This is a genomic window from Stappia indica (genome assembly GCF_020177335.1).
GTDB classification, from domain to species: domain Bacteria; phylum Pseudomonadota; class Alphaproteobacteria; order Rhizobiales; family Stappiaceae; genus Stappia; species Stappia indica_B.
Window position 1 is genome coordinate 157,383 of sequence record NZ_JAIVMG010000009.1, and the last position, 18,326, is coordinate 175,708.

12 protein-coding genes are annotated in these 18,326 nt (G+C 65.1%); 8 read left to right on the forward strand and 4 right to left on the reverse strand.

Annotated features, from left to right (window positions below; translation table 11 throughout):
• The first annotated feature begins 8 nt into the window (after nt 1-8).
• Nucleotides 9-860, forward strand: coding sequence for a hydroxymethylglutaryl-CoA lyase (locus LC062_RS13700; protein WP_224911591.1), 852 nt, complete (start codon nt 9-11; stop codon nt 858-860).
• Between the two features lie 34 nt (nt 861-894).
• Here LC062_RS13700 and LC062_RS13705 read toward each other — a convergent pair whose 3' ends face one another.
• Complete coding sequence (locus LC062_RS13705) at nt 895-1,506, reverse strand: cupin domain-containing protein (RefSeq protein ID WP_224911592.1); 612 nt, start codon at nt 1,504-1,506, stop codon at nt 895-897.
• Between the two features lie 90 nt (nt 1,507-1,596).
• Between LC062_RS13705 and LC062_RS13710 the strand changes: the two genes are divergently transcribed.
• The 7 genes from LC062_RS13710 to LC062_RS13740 all read left to right on the forward strand — a co-directional run bounded on the left by LC062_RS13710 (nt 1,597) and on the right by LC062_RS13740 (nt 8,522).
• On the forward strand, nt 1,597-2,901 hold the full coding sequence (locus LC062_RS13710) for an NAD(P)/FAD-dependent oxidoreductase (RefSeq protein ID WP_224911593.1): 1,305 nt from the start codon (nt 1,597-1,599) through the stop codon (nt 2,899-2,901).
• 109 nt (nt 2,902-3,010) lie between these two features.
• Nucleotides 3,011-4,030, forward strand: coding sequence for a polyamine ABC transporter substrate-binding protein (locus LC062_RS13715; protein WP_224911594.1), 1,020 nt, complete (start codon nt 3,011-3,013; stop codon nt 4,028-4,030).
• A gap of 157 nt (nt 4,031-4,187) precedes the next feature.
• On the forward strand, nt 4,188-5,264 hold the full coding sequence (locus LC062_RS13720) for an ABC transporter ATP-binding protein (RefSeq protein ID WP_224911595.1): 1,077 nt from the start codon (nt 4,188-4,190) through the stop codon (nt 5,262-5,264).
• Nucleotides 5,257-6,153, forward strand: a complete 897-nt coding sequence (locus tag LC062_RS13725) for an ABC transporter permease (RefSeq protein WP_224911596.1) — start codon at nt 5,257-5,259, stop codon at nt 6,151-6,153. The genes LC062_RS13720 and LC062_RS13725 overlap by 8 nt, the downstream gene beginning before the upstream one ends.
• A 3-nt stretch (nt 6,154-6,156) precedes the next feature.
• Nucleotides 6,157-6,957, forward strand: coding sequence for an ABC transporter permease (locus LC062_RS13730; protein WP_224911597.1), 801 nt, complete (start codon nt 6,157-6,159; stop codon nt 6,955-6,957).
• A 488-nt stretch (nt 6,958-7,445) separates the two neighbouring features.
• Entirely contained in the window at nt 7,446-7,775 is a 330-nt protein-coding gene (locus LC062_RS13735; RefSeq protein ID WP_224911598.1) for a hypothetical protein, read from the forward strand.
• A gap of 141 nt (nt 7,776-7,916) precedes the next feature.
• On the forward strand, nt 7,917-8,522 hold the full coding sequence (locus LC062_RS13740; protein WP_224911599.1) for a hypothetical protein: 606 nt from the start codon (nt 7,917-7,919) through the stop codon (nt 8,520-8,522).
• Between the two features lie 266 nt (nt 8,523-8,788).
• Here LC062_RS13740 and LC062_RS13745 read toward each other — a convergent pair whose 3' ends face one another.
• From LC062_RS13745 to LC062_RS13755, 3 genes are all read right to left on the reverse strand, one after another.
• A complete protein-coding gene (locus LC062_RS13745; protein WP_224911600.1) occupies nt 8,789-15,553 on the reverse strand; it encodes an autotransporter outer membrane beta-barrel domain-containing protein in 6,765 nt (2,254 codons plus the stop codon).
• A gap of 405 nt (nt 15,554-15,958) precedes the next feature.
• Nucleotides 15,959-17,644, reverse strand: a complete 1,686-nt coding sequence (locus LC062_RS13750; RefSeq protein ID WP_224911601.1) for a methyl-accepting chemotaxis protein — start codon at nt 17,642-17,644, stop codon at nt 15,959-15,961.
• Nucleotides 17,645-17,683: 39 nt separating this feature from the next.
• A complete protein-coding gene (locus LC062_RS13755; RefSeq protein WP_224911602.1) occupies nt 17,684-18,292 on the reverse strand; it encodes a hypothetical protein in 609 nt (202 codons plus the stop codon).
• Between the last annotated feature and the right edge of the window lie 34 nt (nt 18,293-18,326).

Below are 18,326 nucleotides of genomic sequence, written 5' to 3' on the forward strand. Positions count from 1 at the left end.
AACGCACAATGTCCGGCGATAGCGTCAGCCTGTTCGAGGTCGGTCCGCGCGACGGCCTGCAAAGCCTCAAGACCGAGGTGCCGGCGGCGACCAAGATCGCCCTGGTCGACGCCCTGTCGAACACCGGCCTTGGCAAGATCGAGGTCACCAGCTTCGTCAGCCCGAAATGGGTGCCGCAACTGGCCGATGCCGCCGAGGTGATGGCCGGGATCACCCGCGCGCCCGGCGTGCGCTATGCGGTGCTGACGCCAAACCTGACCGGACTGGAGCGGGCCCGGGCGGCGGGCGCCGACGAGGTGGCCGTCTTCGCCTCCGCCTCGGAAGGCTTCAGCCGGGCCAACCTGAACTGCTCGGTGGCGGAAAGCCTCGACCGCTTCGCCCCGCTGATGCGTGCGGCGGCCGCCGATGGCCTGCCGGTGCGCGGCTATCTCTCCACCGTGATCGCCTGCCCGTTCGACGGACCGACACCGCCGGCGACGGTCGCAACCATCGCCGCGCGGATGCTGGAGATGGGCTGCTATGAAATCTCGCTCGGCGACACCATCGGCGCCGGCGACCCGGCGCGCCTCGCGGCGCTGCTCGATGTGCTGCTCGACCATGTGCCGGCGGACCGGCTCGCCGGCCATTTCCACGACACCCACGGCACCGCGCTGGCGATGATCGAAACCGCGCTTCACCGGGGCTTGCGGGTGTTCGACGCCTCCGTCGGCGGCCTTGGCGGCTGCCCCTATGCCCCCGGTGCCAGCGGCAATGTGGACACCCGCGCCGCACTTGAGCGCATCCATGCCCTCGGTTTTGACACTGGCGTCGATCTGGCGGCGCTGGCCGAGGCGGAGCGGATCGCAAGCGAGATCCTCTGACCGGATCCCGCCCGCCCTACGCCTGGGCAAAAGCTCAGTAGAACGCCTCGGTGACCATCCACAGGATGCGCGCCTCGGTGGTGCCGTTGTTGGCGAAGCGATGCGGGCGCGGGCTTTCGAAGCGGAACGCATCGCCGGTTCCCAGATCGTAGCGCCGGCCATCGATCCACAGGCTCATCTGTCCGGCCAGCACGACGCCCGCCTCCTCGCCCGCATGGCTGTAGGGTTGATCGCCCGATCCGGCGCCCACGTCGAGAATGACCTCCATCAACTGGATGCCGCCGTCCTCGCCGGTGGTCAGAAGCTCCTTGGCCATCCCCTTGTGGTTAAAGTCGAGCCGCCGCCGCGCCCACTTGCGCACGATGATGCCATGCTCCTCGCCCGGCCCTTCCTCGCCGGAAAACAGCGAACTGACCGGCACATCCAGCACATTGCAGATCGACCGCAGCGCCTTGATCGAGGGGGAGGAGACGCCGCGCTCGATCTGGCTGAGCGCGCCGAGCGACGAGCCAGAGCCCTCCGACACCTCCTTCAGGCTGAGCCCGCGCGCCTTGCGCATGGCCCTCAGCCGCGCGCCCATCTCCCGGTCGGAGTTCCCGCCCGTATCGTCCGTCGCGGCGCCGCCGCCTTCATTCTGATCCGTCATGGTTGACCAGTCCATCATATTTCATTAGCGTGAAATTGCCTTAGATATAATTTCACAAGTATGGAAGTGCAAATGGGCTCCCATTTTTCCATGTCCACATTGTATCCCCCTGCGTCGCTTTGGGCTGCAACCGCCTCCCCTGCCCCGCTTTCGGCGGAATGGCCCGGGGAGATCAGCACCGATGTCGCCATTATCGGTGGCGGTTTCACCGGGCTGTCCGCCGCCGTTCATCTAGGTGAAACCGGCGTGGACGCCGTCCTCATCGAAGCGGGCAGTCTGGGATATGGCGGCTCGGGCCGCAATGGCGGTCAGGCTATTCCCGGCCTGAAATACGACCCGGACGATCTGGAAGAGATGATGGGGCCCGAGCTCGGACCGCGCCTTGTCCGCGAGGTCGGCGGTGGTCCGGAGCTGGCCTTTACGCTGATCGACCGCTACGCGATGGATTGCCCGACGACCCGGACCGGCTGGATCCAGCCGGCGCATTGCCCCTCGGCGGTCGAGACAGTGACCCGGCGTGCCCGGCAATGGGCCGCGCGCGGGGCGAACATCCATACCATCGACGCGGCCGAGGTGGCGCGGCTGACCGGAACCCGCGCCTATATGGGCGGCCTGATCGACCATCGCGGCGGCGGCCTGCAGCCGCTCAGCTACGCCCGAGGCCTGGGCCATGCGGCGACGGGCCTTGGTGTCCGGTTGTTCGACAACACCCGCGCCGACCGGCTGTCGCGCGCCAATGGCCGCTGGACCATCGACACCCCGCGCGGGCGCATCACCGCCCGTGCCGTGGTGCTGGCCACCAATGCCTACACCACCGGCACGCTGGTGCCGGGGCTGGAGCGGACCATCGTGCCGATCTACAGCTACCAGATCGCCACCCGCCCGCTGACGCCGGAAGAACGCGCCTCGATCCTGCCGGAAGGCCACGTCGCCTCCGACACCCGCCGGCTGCTGCGCTACTACCGCTTCGACAGCACCGGCAGGCTGTTGATGGGCGGGCGAGCCCCCTTCAAGGAAGTGCCGGATATGGGCGACGCTCCGCCGCTTGAAGCGGCCATCGCCGATCTCTACCCGCAGCTTGCCGGCATCGAGATCGATTACGTCTGGAGCGGCCGGGTGGGCATGACCGCCGATCACCTGCCGCATCTGCATGTGCCGGAGGAAGGGCTGTTCGCAGCCATCGGCTACAACGGGCGCGGCGTTGCCCTCGGCACGGTGATGGGCCGGCAACTGGCCCGTCTGGCTGCCGGCGCCCCCGCAGAAGCCGCCGCCTTCCCGATCACCGGCATCAAGCCCATGCGCTTCCATGGCTTCAATCGGCCAGTTCTTGAAACGCTGATCCGCTACTACCGCTGGCGCGACGACCGGGAGGCCCGCCAGGTCGACCGATCCTGAGGCAGCGCCCCAAGAACCCATCGACTTTTCGCAAGAGCCCATGGCGTGCGGGAAACACTCCCGCCCGCCCTTGCGACCCACGTGCATATGACAGGAGAGGAGAACCGACATGCACCTTCCCATCAAACTCACGGCCTGCGCGGTGCTGGCCCTTACCACCGCCGCCACGGCGCAGGAAGTCACCGTGGCATCCTGGGGCGGGTCCTACCAGGCCGCCCAGAGCGAGGCGATGTTCAAGCCGACCGCCAAGGAGCTTGGCATCACCGTCAAGGAAGCGACCTTGAGCGGCCTTGCCGACATCCGCCTGCAGGTGCGCTCCGGTGCGGTGGAATGGGACGTGGTCGATCTCGGCGCCACCGATTGCGCCATCGGCGCGCGCGAAGGGCTGTTCGAAAAGCTCGATTACTCGGTGATCGACGCCAAGGGCATCGATGACAAGATGGTCAACGATCACTGGATCGGCGTCATCTATTACTCGACCGTGCCGGCCTGGAACACCAAGACGGTCAAGGCCGGGCCGCAGAGCTGGGCCGATTTCTGGAACGTCAAGGACTTCCCCGGCGACCGCTCCTTGCGCAACCGCCCGCAGGTGATGCTCGAAATGGCGCTGCTCGCCGATGGCGTCGCGCCGAAGGATCTTTACCCGCTCGACGTCGACCGCGCCTTCGCCAAGATCGAGGAACTCAAGCCGAATATCGCCACCTGGTGGGAATCCGGCGCCCAGTCGGTCCAGCTTGCCAAGGATGGCGAGATCGACATGATCGCCGCCTGGGACGGACGGCTTGCCGCCGCCATCGCCGACAAGGCCGCCATCGACTTCACCTACAACGAGGGTCTGCTGAACGCCGACTGCCTCGCGGTGCCGAAGGGCGCGCCGAACAAGGAACTGGCCATGAAGGCCATCGCCAAGTTCGTGTCGCCCGAGCAGCAGGCCATGCTCACCCAGCACATCTCCTACGGTCCGGTGAACGTGCGCGCCTTCGAGACCGGCCTGATCCCGGAAGAGGCCCAGAGCAAGATCAACACCTTCCCGGCCAATCTGGAAAAGCAGATCGTCGTTGACGCCGAATGGTGGGGCGAGAACGGCAACCGCATGCGCGAACGCTGGGACAGCATGATCCAGCGCTGACGCGAAAGCTCCCCGACCGGCGGCAATCTCACCGCCGCCGGTCGGCCCCTTTTCGGCCCGGCTTCCGTCCGGGTCCGGGCGCAAGGCGCCCCGGCCGCGCCCGTACCGGGCCGCCGGCCCGGCCCCGCCGCCGATCCGCAACACAGGAAAGAAATATATGGCCTGCAGCATCACGATCCGCGATGTCAGGAAGACCTATGGTCAGTTCGTGGCTCTGGACAGTGTCAGCCTCGACATCGCACCGGGAGAGTTCCTGACCCTGCTCGGTCCATCGGGATCGGGCAAGACCACCTTGCTGATGATCCTTGCCGGGCTCATTCGCCCCGAAGCCGGCAGCATCACCGTCGATGGCGACGAGATCCTGCGCAAGCCGCCGCATCTGCGCAACATCGGCATGGTGTTCCAGAACTACGCCCTGTTTCCGCATATGTCCGTCGGCGAGAATGTCGGCTACCCGCTGAAGCTGCGCAAGGTCGGCGCCGCCGAGCGGTATGAGCGCGCGCGCGAGGCGTTAAAGCTGGTGCAGCTCGATCACCTGATGGACCGGCGTATCAACCAGCTTTCCGGCGGCCAGCGCCAGCGTGTCGCCCTTGCCCGGGCCATCGTCTTCGAGCCGCAAATCCTGTTGATGGACGAACCTCTCTCCGCGCTCGACAAGAAGCTGCGTGAACAGATGCAGATCGAACTGAAGCATCTGCACGACCGGCTCGGCATGACCACCGTCTATGTCACCCATGACCAGCGCGAGGCGCTGACCATGTCCGACCGGGTGGCGGTGATGAACCACGGCCATATCCTGCAGGTCGCCCCGCCCCGCCAGATCTACGAGCGGCCCAGTGACCGGTTCGTCGCCGATTTCGTTGGAGAATCCAACTTCCTGCCCGTGGAGATGCGCGACGGCGCCGCCATCTTCGGCGGCACCGCCCTGCAGCTTGCGGAAGGCCAGGCCGCCGGCTCCGGCAACAAGGCGCTGCTGGTGCGCCCGGAAAAGCTCGACATTCTCAGTGCCGCGCCCGCGCCCGAGCACAATCCGATCGACGGCACGGTGGAGGAGCTGGTCTACCAGGGCGAGACCATGCTGATCTACGTCACCCTCCCCGGTGGCGAGACCATTGCCCTGCGCCGAGGCACCCGCCAGCAGGCCCTCAGCGAGATGCCGCAGGTCGGCGAGCCGATCCGCCTGGGCCTGCACCGGGACGACACGGTGCTGATCGATGAGGCCGCCCATGCATGACATGACAGCTTGTCAACGCGGCCACACGCTGAACCGGCAGGAACTGGCGGCGGACGAGCGGCGCGAGAAGCGCCAGATTCTCGGCCTCTCCCTGCCCGCCGCGGCGATCATCCTCATCCTGCTGGTGATCCCGGTCGGCTGGCTGTTCGCCCTCTCCTTCGTTTCCAACGGCGAGATCGGCCTGGCGAACTACGCCCGCATGGTCGAGTACAGCGCCTATCTGTCGATCTTCTCCACCACCATTCTCGTCAGCCTGTTCGTCACCCTGCTGTGCATCGTGCTGGGCTATCCGGTCGCCTATCTGCTCGGCCAGTTGCCGCCCCGGCTGGCGACCATTGGCCTGGCCTTCGTCATCGTCCCGTTCTGGACGTCCATCCTGGTGCGCACTTATGCCTGGCTGGTGATCCTGCAGCGGCAGGGCATCGTCAACGACGCGCTGATCGGCATCGGCCTGATCGACGAGCCCTTGCGCCTTGCCCACAACCTGACCGGCACGATCATCGGCATGACCCATGTGATGCTGCCGTTCCTGGTGCTGCCGCTCTATGCCACGGTGCGCAACATCGATGGCGACCTGATGCGCGCGGCCAACAACATGGGCGCCTCGCCCGCCCGCGCCTTCCGCGATGTGTTCCTGCCCCTATCGATGCCCGGGCTGATCGCCGGCTCGCTGCTGGTGTTCATCCTGTGTCTGGGCTTTTACGTCACGCCGCAGATCCTCGGCGGCGGCCGCGTCATCATGGTCTCCATGAAGATCCAGCAGAACGTGCAGACCTATTTCGACTGGGGTGCCGGCAGTGCCCTTGGCGTCGTCCTGCTGCTGATCGTCTTTGCGATCTTCTACCTTGTTCACCGTCTGGCCGGCCTTGACCGGATCTTCGCGAGGTAAGCCATGAGTGTCGGCCCCCTTCCCATCGCCCCCTATCGCCGCCTCTGGCTCTACGGGGTTGTCGCCGGTGTCCTGTTCTTCCTGGTCGCACCGATCTTCATCGTCATTCCGATCTCCTTCTCGGATTCGGAGTTCCTGGAGTTCCCGCCGCGCGGGTTTTCCTTCCGCTGGTACGCCGCCTATTTCAACGATCCGCAATGGATGGCAGCGACCCGCGTCTCCCTGATCGCCGCCAGTTTGACGGTGCTGTTCGCAACCCCGCTGGGCACCGCCGCCGCCTATGCCATCCACCGGGCGCAAAGCCGCTGGGTCCGCTCCCTGCATGTGTTGATGCTGTTGCCGCAGATGGTACCGTTGATCCTGATCGGCATCGGCCTGTTCTACGTCTACATCCAGCTCGGCCTGGTGAACTCGATGCTCGGCATTGTCCTGGCCCACACCCTGCTGGCGACCCCCTTCGTCGTCGTCACGGTGCTGGCGGGCCTGCAAAGCTTCGACATGACGCAGGAAAAGGTCGCCCGCAGCCTCGGCGCCTCCTGGCCGGTGGCCTTCTTCACGGTGACCCTGCCGCAGATCCGCCTGTCGGTGGTCTCCGGTGGCTTTTTCGCCTTCATCACCTCACTTGACGAGGTGGTGATTGGCCTGTTTGTCGCCGGCGGCGACAACACGGTGCTGACCCGGCGGATGTTCCTGTCGCTGCGCGACCAGATCGAACCGACCATCGCCGCGATTTCCTCGCTGCTGATCGTCATCACCCTGGCTGCCCTGATCGCCGTCGCCCTGTTCGCCCGCAAGGCGGACTGACCGCCTCTCGCGGCAAACGACAGACGCACAGAAACGAAAACAGCCTGCGTTCCGACCGGGACGCAGGCTGTTTTCGTCTCCAAAGGAAGAGAGGACAAGGCCGGCGCACTTGAGCGCATCACCGCCCCTGGCTTCACCACCGGCGTCGATCTGGCGGCCCTTGCCGAGGCGGAGCGGATCGCAAGCAAGATCCCCGACCGGCCCCGCCCGGCGGCTGGGGCAAAGCTCAGGAGAACGCCTCGGTCACCATCCACAGGATACGCGCCTCGGTGGTGCCGTTGTTGGCGAAGCGGTGCGGGCACGGGCCTTCGAAGCGGAACGCATCGCCGGCACCCGAGGAAGGGTTGTTCGCCGCTATCGGCTACAATGGGCGCAGCAGGTCGCCCCCCAAACCCATCGACGTTTTGCAAGAGCCCATTGCACGCGGGAAAATACCCTTGCCGCCCGCTGCAACCCACGTGCATAAGTCGGGAGAGGAGAACCGACATATGCACCTTCCCATCAAACTCGCCGCCGGCACGGTGCTGGCCTTCACCGCCGCTGGCACGGCGCAGGAAGTCACTGTGGCATCCTGGGGCGACTCCCATCGGACCGCCCAATTGGTCCAGCTCGCCAAGGATGGCGAGGGCGACATGCCGGGGGCGATGTCGTTGCCGCCCGAAACCAGAATTCTGGAACGCTTCCGGAGAAGAGAAGACGTTCAGCTCGCAGGGTGGCCGTCTAACGTCCTAGTGGGCTTTCTCATTGGTTGCGGTATAATATTCCTCAGCGAAAAAGCCTATGATCGCTTAAAAAAACATGTAGACTATAACATGTAGATTAGAAAGATAGGCATTCGTCTCGACGCGCCCGACAGAGAAATAGAAGAAATCGGCGATAAAATCCCAGATATCGCCTACGCGTTAAGCATTACCATAGAGCACGTCATTGAGGCACTTCGCGCAATCCAGCACGCCGGAGTGAAAAATTACGACGAGGCCTGGCTGAGGCTGCGGCCGACCATCAAAGCCTCCAGGTTCTCCGGTGCGTCGTTCGAGGACACGGCAGAGACACTTAAAATGGTGTCCAGGGCGTTGAACATCGATGCCCAAGCTCTTCCACGCGTCGTCGAGACGATCCTGGCAGGCGGTTTCCGGAAAAAGTTCTACGCCAAGAAGTTCATGGAACATCTGCCCGATGTCCTGCCAACCGCCGTGCGCAAACGCGGCTACACCGGAGTGCTCGGATTGGAGGAGATCATCGCCGACCTTCAGACCGTTCGCGGACACGCCTTTCTCGCCACCGAAGCCGTGGATTGGGTGAAGGCCTTTTATTCCGAGGTATCTTCCGAGGAGTTCCGCCAGCGTTTGGAGGAAGCAGGCTATGATGTGACAGGCGCTTTGGAGGACGCTGACAAGACAGGCGCGAACAAAGGCACGGCCCTGTTGAATCTGATTGCCGGCGATGTTCTCGCGAACCCGGGCCTCATCCCCAAGTTGTTTCCAAACGAACAATCCGCCGCCGCCGCCAAGGCGATCCTGCTCAATCCGGAGGAGTGGAGGCGCAACAGGCCACGAATTGACTAAAGCCCAGCCTCATTTCCGGGTATGGCCTCTTGACTGAGGGTACGGCGAAGTGGCCGTCTGGGGCGGTCAGCTGGCCGCCGGCGATCCGCGTCTCCCTGATCGCCGTCGCCCTGTTCGCCCGCAAGACGGACTGACCGCCTCACGCGGCAAAGGGCAGACACGCAAGAACGAAAACAGCCTGCGTTCCGACCGGGACGCAGGCTGTTTTCGTTTCCGAAGGAGGAGAGGACAAGGCCGGAGCACCGTGGCCCCGGCCTTATCGCGGCTCAGAACCGCACCTTCATCCGGGCATAGCCGCCGAACTGGGAGGTATTCTCCGAAAACGCCGTCTGCCCGAGCAACGACAGGGAGAGCCGGTCGCTGAGATCGGCATTGAGCCCTGCCTCAAACTCTCCAAGCAGGCGATCGCTGGTGCTGGCAACCGTCAGGTCGTTGAACATGCTGCCACTGCCGACAAGCCGGGAGGTGGTGGTGATCTCCGGATCGGTGAGCGCAGCCGTCAGCCCCGCCCGCAGGAACACCACCGCAGACTGCTCCGACCACTTGAACGACTTGCCGACCTCGATCGACGGCCGCAGGGCAACGAAGGTATGCGACAGCGCATCCACCTGCCAGTTCAGGCCACCGGCGCCGTTTTCGGTCATCGCATCCTGCCAGATCTGCGTTGCCGAAATGGCCGCGCTTGGCTTGGCATAGAAGGAGTTGTGCTCGAACACCGCCGCGATCCGCGCCTCCGCCGACAGGAAACGGCCATCGAGATCGCCAAGCGCCTGGTTGATGCTGCCACCCAGATTATAGTTGCGCTTGTGATCGTAGCTGTAGGTGCCACCGCTGACGGTTCCCGACAGGGTGTAGTTGTCGATCTCGTGTTTCAGGGCGACGCCGGCGCTGAGCCGGTAGCCGTTCTGCGAGAAGTTGCTGCCCTTGACCGACACATTCTCGTACTGTCCGGCGAGCTCGACGAAGGTTCCGTCGAAGATCTCATGCTGGCCACCGAGCGCGATGCCGGTGATCACCTCGTCGAAGCCCGGATTGCCATTGGTCGCTCCCTGGTTCTGCTTCGACCCGAGCGCCTGCGACCAGATGCATTCACGCTGCCGGTAGAACGGAATTGCTCCGTTCGGGTCCAGTTCCGGACAGCTTTGCAGCAACCCGTGCATGGCACGCGAAGCGGAGATGGCCCCGGCGGCACTCACCGCACTTTCATCCAGCACATGCTCGCCGTAGATCTTCTCCAGTTCCGCCGCCGAACCGGCATTGAGCACGCGGTTGCCGACCTGTGACAGCGCCTTGCTGGTGTCGTCCTGGGCCGAGGCATCGCGCACCGCCGTCATTGCCGCATCGAAGAACTCGGCAAAACGCAGCGAACGGCTGCCAAGGGTCGCACCGGTCGCCTGACCGGAGTAGTCGACCTCGTAACTCAGTTGCAGCGTGGTGTTGCTGTCCTGGGTCGGATCAAGCGTGTATTTGACCGCCGCGTTCCCGCCGAGCACCACCTTGCTGATATCGATGGACCCGCCATTCTGGGTGTGCAGGATCGCCACACTGCCCTTGTCGCCATTGACCAGCGTGTTGGAGCCGATCCAGTTGGGCGTGATCGAACCGCTGCCGAAATCGGCCTTGCCGGTGCCGCCGGCGAAATCGACCGTCAGCACATCCGCCGAGGGAGCCGCAACCGTGGCGCCGTCGGTGGTCATGTCGACCAGCAGCGTGCCGTAGAACGACTGGGAGAAACCGGTCTTGGTGCGCAGCGTGGTCGCGCCGATCTCGCCCACCCCATGGGCTGACATGGTGCCGTAATTGTACATCTTCACCGAAGTCGACGACCCGAGATCGATGCTGTCGCCCATGGCAAGGACACCGGCCGTGTCGTTGATCAAGACATGCGCCTTGGTGTCGTTGAGCTTGATCGAGCCGGACATGAGACCGTCGTTGTAGATCGCCAGGCTCGCCGCATCGTCATTGGCGATCACCACCGCCGAATAGTTGGCGCTGGTCAGGGTACCTACGTTGGTGATCGAGTTGCCCTTGATATCCGGGTTGTTGCTGTCGGATCCGGTCACATTGTCGTTGCGGCCGCCAAGAATGGCGATGGTCTCATAGGCATCCGCGTTGGTGGTGGAAACGGTCGCGCCCTTGGCGATCGTCACATGCACCTGTCCCTGGGTTTGCGAGTCGGCCGCGTCGGTCCTGCTCTCGCCGGTCTGGGCAAGGATCGCGCGGCCGTGCTTGCCGCCCGCAGTGACCGTGCCCGAGACGGAGATGGAAACCCCTCCAGAGATGGAATCGTCGCCGCCGGCCGCGCTCTGGGCAAAGATGCCGGCCGCATTGTCGCCGCTGACGGAGACCGTGCCGGACACATCGACCGACACCGCGCCACTGTCACCCTTGGCGCCCTCGCTGCCGACCTCACCCTCGAACTTGAGATCGGTCCCGCCAACGCCTGAGGAATAGGACCCGCGACCGCCGCCGCCGCCGCCGACCGATTGGGCGAAGATGCCGTGTGCCGTATCGCCACTGGTGACGATGCTGCCGTCCGAGGAAATCGAGACATCCCCGCCATCGCCGCCGCCGCCGGTCGCCGCCGTGCCAATGGCCATCACGCCCAGGGTCTGCTCGAAGCTGTCGAGGCTGGCGATGATGGTCGATTCCAGATCGCCAGCGGCACCGCCGCCACCACCGACCGACTGGGCAAAGATGCCCATCGCCCGATCGCCGGAGGTCTTGATGCCCTTGTTGTTCTTGACCGTGACGTCGCCGCCGTCGCCGCCATCGCTGCCCGAGCCGGTCACCGTCGCGGAGTTGAGAAGCCCCTGGGAGCCGTCGCCGCCGGAACCGCCGCCGCCACCGACCGACTGGGCGTAGATCGCCGTTGCATCAGCGCCGGTGGTGATGATCCCGCCATCGTTGGTGACCAGCACCGCGCCGCCATCGCTCGCCTGGCCGGCCGAGCCGCCGATATCGACGGAAAAGCCTTCGAACAGGCTCTTCCAATCCTCATACTGTTCCTTGACTTCCAAGGCCTGGTTGATCTGCTCGTAGAGCTCGTAGATGTCCGCCGCCCAGCCCTCAAGACCCGGGCTGCCATTGCCGCCGGTACCGCCGCCGCCACCGACAGACTGGGCGAAGATGCCATAGGACACATCGCCTGCGGTCTGGATCTGGCCTGAGTTGGACACTGTGACGTCATCGCCATGGCCACCGCCACCGCCGCTGCCGCCCATGGTGACCGCCAGCGAGAAACCCGAGCCTTCCAGATCCTCCGGCTTCTTGGTGGCGCCGATGGAGTAGGACCCGGCACTGCCGCCATCGCCGCCGCCACCGCCGACCGACTGGGCGAAGATGCCATTCGATGAGCCGGATTTGGTCGAGATATTGCCCGAGTTGTCGATCGTCACCTTGCCGGCATCGCTGCCCGGGCCGCCGCTGCCGCCCACATGGACATTGGCATTGACCTTGAAGGTCTTGTCCTTGTCGATGGCGAAGTCGCCCAGGAAGGCGATGCCCGATCCGCCGTCGCCACCGTTGCCGCCAATCGACTGGGCGTAGATGCCATCCGCCGAACCGCCGGTGGTGGTCAGCGTCTTGGTGTTGGTGACACTGACATCGCCGCCAACGGCACCGCCGCCGCCGCCCCCGCCCACGGTGATGGTGCTCTGCAGGTTCGATCCGGTGCTGAGCGAGGCGGTCACCGCATAGCTGCTGCCGCCGCTGCCGCCATTGCCGCCAACCGACTGGGCATAGATCGCATCGGCATAGTGACCGCTCGTCGTGATCGCGCCGTCGTTGTTGATCTCCACGGCGCCGCCGACGCCGCTGTCGCCGCCATCGCCGCCAATCGCCAGATCGAACGTGCCGCCTCCCTCGGCAGAGATGTTGAGCGTTCCGGCATAGACGACACCGCCCGCGCCGCCATCACCGCCGATGCTCAGGGCCGAAAGACCGGCGGAGCCGAACCCGGTGGTGCTGACCGTTCCCGAATTGGCCACGGTCACCTTTTCAGCATTGCCGCCCTTGCCGCCGTCACCACCGAGCGTGACATTGATCGCGCCGGAAACCTCGCCCATGCTCGCCGAGCCATTGACCAACACACCGGCCTTGCCGCCGCTACCGCCCTGGCTGATGGCGAGAACACCCGCAGCCAGATTGCCGGAGGTGGACACGCCGCCCTTGTTGGTGACATTGACCGTGCCGCCGAAGCCGCCATCGCCGCCGTCCGAACCGACAGCGACATTGACCGAGGCCATCGACGCCGCGCCATTGACCGTCAGGCCGCCAGCACCGCCGCCGCCGCCCATGCTCTGGGCGAGAATGCCGACCGCCGCATCGCCGGTCGTCGTGAGATCGCCTTCGCTTGTCACCGTGACCGTATTGCCCGAGCCGCCAGAGCCGCCATCGCCGCCATGGGTGTAGCTGGCCGAAGCAATGGAAATATCGCCGTGGATCGTGGTGCCGCCGCTACCGCCGCCGCCGCCAATCGACTGGGCCAGGATCGCGTAGGCGAAGGACCCCTTGGTTTCGATCTCCCCGAAGCTGCTGACATCGACTGTGCCGGCCGCATCGCCGTCACCGCCCGTCTGCCCCAGGACCTGCGAGGCCAGGTCAATGCCGATCAATCCGGAGATGGTGCTGCCGGCCTTGCCGCCACCGCCGCCGAGGCTCTGGGCCGAAATGCCGCTGGAGTGATCGCCGGCCGTGACGATCTTGCCCTTCGACGTCACCGCGACAGTGCCGCCGGCACCGCCCGCACCGCCCTGGGCTCCGACGTTGCCAGCCTGCTGGCTCAGCTCCAGATCGCCAACGCCAGCGGAATAGAGGTTGCTCGAATGGCCGCCGCCACCGCCAATCGACTGGGCGAGGATACCATCGGCATCGTGGCCGCTGGTGGTGATCGCCGCGCTGGAGGTCAGATCCACCTCGCCGCCATCGCCCCCGTTGCCACCATCAGCCCCCATGTCGTGATTGAAGCTGACATCAGCGACGCCGATATTGGTGTGGGTGCCGGCCGAACCGCCACCGCCACCGATGCTTTGCAGGAGTACGCCGGTAGAGCTGTCCCCTTCGGTGGTGATCGACCCGCCGAGCGATCCCTTCACCGCGCGGCCATCGTGATGATGGCTGCCATTCGAGGCACCGGTCTGGCCCGCGAAGGTGAGACCAATATTGATGTCGGTGACGGTACCGCCAGCGCCGCCGCCACCACCGACCGACTGGGCCACGAACCCGCGCGCCTGTGCGCCCTTGGTGTGGATCATGTCCTTGTCGGTGCCGGTGAAGCTGATATTGCCACCGGACCCGCCGTCGCCGCCGACCGAGCCGACCCCGGTCGTCCCGATTCCCAGGTTGATCTTGAATGTGCCGCCACCCTTGCCGCCGCCGCCGCCAATGCTTTGCAACAGCACGCCATCGGCGAACTTGCCTTCCGTCGTCACCGACAGCCCGTCGCCCGAACCGGTCAGGGAGATATCCTTGCCGCCGCCGCCATCGCCGCCGCTGCCGCCAATCGCGATCAATCCGCTGGGTGAATGGGCATTGCCGCCACCAGCGCCGATGCTGGCAACATAGACGCCCATCGAGCTGTCGCCCTTGGTGGTGACCGTGACACCATCCACCGAGAGATCGGCGGTACCGCCATCGCCACCTGGACCACCGGCACCACCAGTCGTCAGCACACCGCCATTGGCACCACTGGCGCCACCACCGCCACCGACACTGAGAACTCCCACGCCGATGGCATTAACCCCTTCGGTCGAAAACGTGCTTTTGGTCAGGTCGACCGTCACCGCTCCGCCACCACCGCCGGCTCCGCCATCGCCGCCCATGGCGTCAAAGCCATCGGTACTGCTGCCCTTGCCGCCGCCGCCGCCAACGCTGATGGCCTCGAAGGCCGCCGCATGGTCCCCGGTCGTCGTCACCGTCACCGAGGACAGCGTCGCCGTCACCGTCCCGGCATCGCCGCCGCTATGGCCACTGGCACCATAGGCGACAAAACCGCTGGTGGATCCGGAGGCACCGGAAAAACCGCCGACGCTCTGCAACAGAATGCCGTTGGATTCCGAGCCCGCCGTCGTCACCGAGCTGTCCGACAGGGTCAGCGTCACATTGCCGCCCGGCCCGGGGCCCTCGGATTCGCCGCCATGAGAGTGGAACGTGCCGTCGCCAGCACCGGCCGAGCCGCCCGCCCCGCCCAGACTGAGCATGTGAATGCCCACCGCCTGCTTGCCATCGGTGGTGATATCCGCCTTCAGCGTCGCCTTGATCGTACCGCCGGTTCCGCCCTGGCCGCCATTGCCCGCATGCGCGCCGCCGCCGACGCCATCGCCGCCCTTGCCGCCATCACCGGCGGCACTGATCAGCACCACCCCATGATAGCCGTCCGCCGTGGTGTGGATCTTGTTGTCGCCGGTGGCATTGACGGTGATGTCGCCCCCATCGCCGCCGACGCCACCCGTACCGCCATAGCCACTGGCGCCGGATTTGCCCTCGCCGCCGTGTCCCCCGGCGCCGCCCTTGCTCATGACGGAAATGCCGCTGCCCGCGCCAACCTGATTGATGGCATGGCCATCCAGCAACGAGATATTGACCGTGCCGCCCTGGCCGCCGTCACCGCCGTCACCGCCATGGCCATCCTTGATGAAGCCGACCATGTAGCCTTCGCCGCCGGTCCCGCCGTCCCCGCCGGTTGTGCGCAAGAACAGACCGTGGCCGATGCCCGATGTGATCGGTTTGACGTTGCCGGTGCCGCCGGAGGGCGACTTGGAGAAGGTCGCGGTTAGGTCGCCGCCGCTACCGCCATCCTTGCCATCGCCGCCATAGGCGGTGGTGAAGGATGTCTTGTGCTCCGAGCCCTTCTTGCCGCCCCCGCCAGTGGATTCCAGATGAACGCCTTCGCCGCTGCTGCTGACGATGCCGTAGCCCTTGTCGAAATGGCCGGTTAACGTAAGGTCCTTTCCAACCTCATCCTCGCCGCCCGTATGCTCGAGCAGAACAGCGTTGACTCCAGAGCCGCTCCCCCCAAAGTCAGCCGTCAAATCCGTTAAAGTGAGATCGACGACAGACCCATCGTTGTGGAATATCGGACCGAAGGACCCGGTACACGTTTCCGAGCCGTTGGAGATCGAGCACCCGGCGATTGCCGATGTTGACAGAAGAGAACTTGAAAGAGCAGCACATACGCTCAGAATACTAACTTGAAATTTGTTCATTGGTCCCCACCAGCCCGCTTATTACTCAACCCCACGATGTATCATCAAGGAGCCTTATCGCTTAACAAGCCACTAAAAAATCGCGTGAATTGTCATTTTTCCCTATGATATATCTTACAGGATTCCACGGAGGGCTACCCGCTGGGGTCTGCGACGGATGGCCCAACAAAAAACGCGCCGGCCAGGATGGGCCGACGCGTTCAAATGGTCCCGCTGCACTTCCGCGCGGACTCAAGCGGCCCGAATGGTTGCCAGGAACTCCTTCATCGCCGTGCGCATCCGGTCCGACCGCTCATGCAGATCGGCAATCGAGGAGCGCATGTCCGTGCTGTATTCGCCGGTCTTGATGGCCGAGGAACTGACCTCGCCAATCGACCCGGTCACGCTCTGGGTACCGCTCGCCGCCTCGGCGATGCTGCGGGCGATCTCGTTGGTCGCCGCATTCTGCTGTTCGGTCGCCTCGGTCATGGCAGAGGCGCGCTCTTCGATCATCCGCACCATCTCCGCGACCGACGCGGTGGCATCGATCGAATCGGAGGCCGCACGCTTCATCTCGGTGATCTGCTGGTCGATTTCCTCGGTCGCCCGAGCGGTCTGCTCCGCCAGGGCCTTGACCTCGGAGGCGACCACGGCGAAGCCGCGCCCCGCCTCTCCGGCCCGCGCCGCCTCGATGGTCGCGTTGAGGGCGAGAAGATTGGTCTGCTCGGCGATATCGGTGATCAGCCCGGTCACCTGGCCGATCTTGGAGACCACCTGCTGCAGCCGGTTGACCGCCTCGCTGGAGCGCTCGACTTCGCCGGCCGCGTCGGTCGCGGCCTTGGCCGCGCCATTGACCTGGGTGTCGATCTCGGCAATCGAGTTCGACAGCTCCTCCGAGGCGCTCGCCACCGTGTTGACATTGCCGGTGGTCTGCTCCGAGGCTGCCGACACCGCCAGCGCCCGCTCCGAGGTCACCCTTGCGATCTCGGCCAGATCCTCGGCGGAGATGTTCAGCGTATCCAGGCCCGTCATCATCTCTTCGCTGATCGACAGCACGGTACTTTCGAACTGATCGGCAACGGCCTGCATGTCCCGGTGACGCCGCGCGGCGGTCTCTTCCCGGTCACGGGCGGTCTCCTCCTCAAGCTCGCGGGTGCGGATGAGGTTGGCGCGGAAGACGCTGAGCGCCTCGCCCATCTGGCCGATCTCATCACGGCGAGCGCCAAGGTCCACCTCCCGCTCGGTGTTGCCCTCGGCCAACTGGCGGACGACGCTGGCCAGCCGTGTCAGCGGTTGCGACACCAGCCGATGGTTGAGAACCCCGAAGCCGATGGCCATCACCACCAGCAGCAAGCCACCGCCAATGGCGATCATCTGGGTGGAACTGAGCGCGGCATGTTCAAACTCAAGCAGCGCCTGTTCGCGGGTCTGCAACTGCGAGCGTAACGCGCCCTGCCGGGAAAACAGCGTGTCGAGCAGGCTCTGGCCGGTGCTGGTCAGCTCCATCGCCCGGGCAAGATCGACCGTGTTCGGGTCCCGCATCAGACGGATCTGCTCATTGGCAAAGCCGGTGAGCCAGCCCTGCCAGGCCTCGCGGATATCCGCGACCCCGGCGGCCTGCTCCGGCACCGCCGCCTTGAGCCGCTGCTCCAGACCGCTCAGCGCCTTGTCGATCCCGGCGGTGCTGGCTTCCGTCTTGCGCACCCACTCCCGGTCGCCGGTCAGAAGGAAGGTCTTGACCGATAGCGCCTGATCGAGAACGGCGGCCTGAAGCCCGTCGATCTCCCGCGCCAGCGAGACGATCACTTCCGCCTCCCGCACCGCCGCGTTGGTCGACGCGGTCTTGTAATAGGTGGTCAGTCCGGTGAGCGCGCCAATCAGCGCAATGCCAAGAAAGGCGATCAGACCTTTCCGCGAAACAGACATATTGGCAAACATGGAAACTTCCTCGAACGGTCGGCAGGATGGCGCGGCCAATCAGCCTTGCGGCATGGCGCGGCGCTGCAATTCAGTGAGATTGATCTCAATGGTCGCGGCGCCGATTGGCCCCGCCCCCTTCGGGTCGGCCAGCGTCATGTTGAGCTGGGCGCGCCAGATCTGGCGGTCCGCGTCCCATTCGGGCTCATCGATGAACACCGCATCCCTGCCTTCGGGAAAGGTCTTCTGGAACTTGGCCTCGTCGCCCTGCCAGTAATCGCCGGTGATCGCGCTCTGGCCGACATTCAGCCCGTTCGCATCCATGACGAACAATTCCGTATAAAGCCCGAGGCTGCCGGCCTGCACCCGCAAGAGGTAAATCGACAGGGGCGCCGACAGCGTCGCCGAGATCAGCGGCTTGTCCGCCACCTCCCGCTCCGCTCGCCACTGTTTGTCGAGCGCGTCGATCTCGCTTTGGGTCAGATTGCCCCGCCGCTCGTTCTGCGCGTTCACCGACAGCGGCACGATCGGGTTGGTCAGCCAGGCCCGGGTTTCCGCGATGACCTCCGGCGTGATCAATGCCTTGGCATCTGGCACCGTCGGCTGCGCCTGGGCACCGCCCATCGTCAGCAAAGACGCACACAGTAGAATAAAGACCGGTAATTTCATCGCGTAAGCTCCCCCATTTCGAGCAGCCCATCCT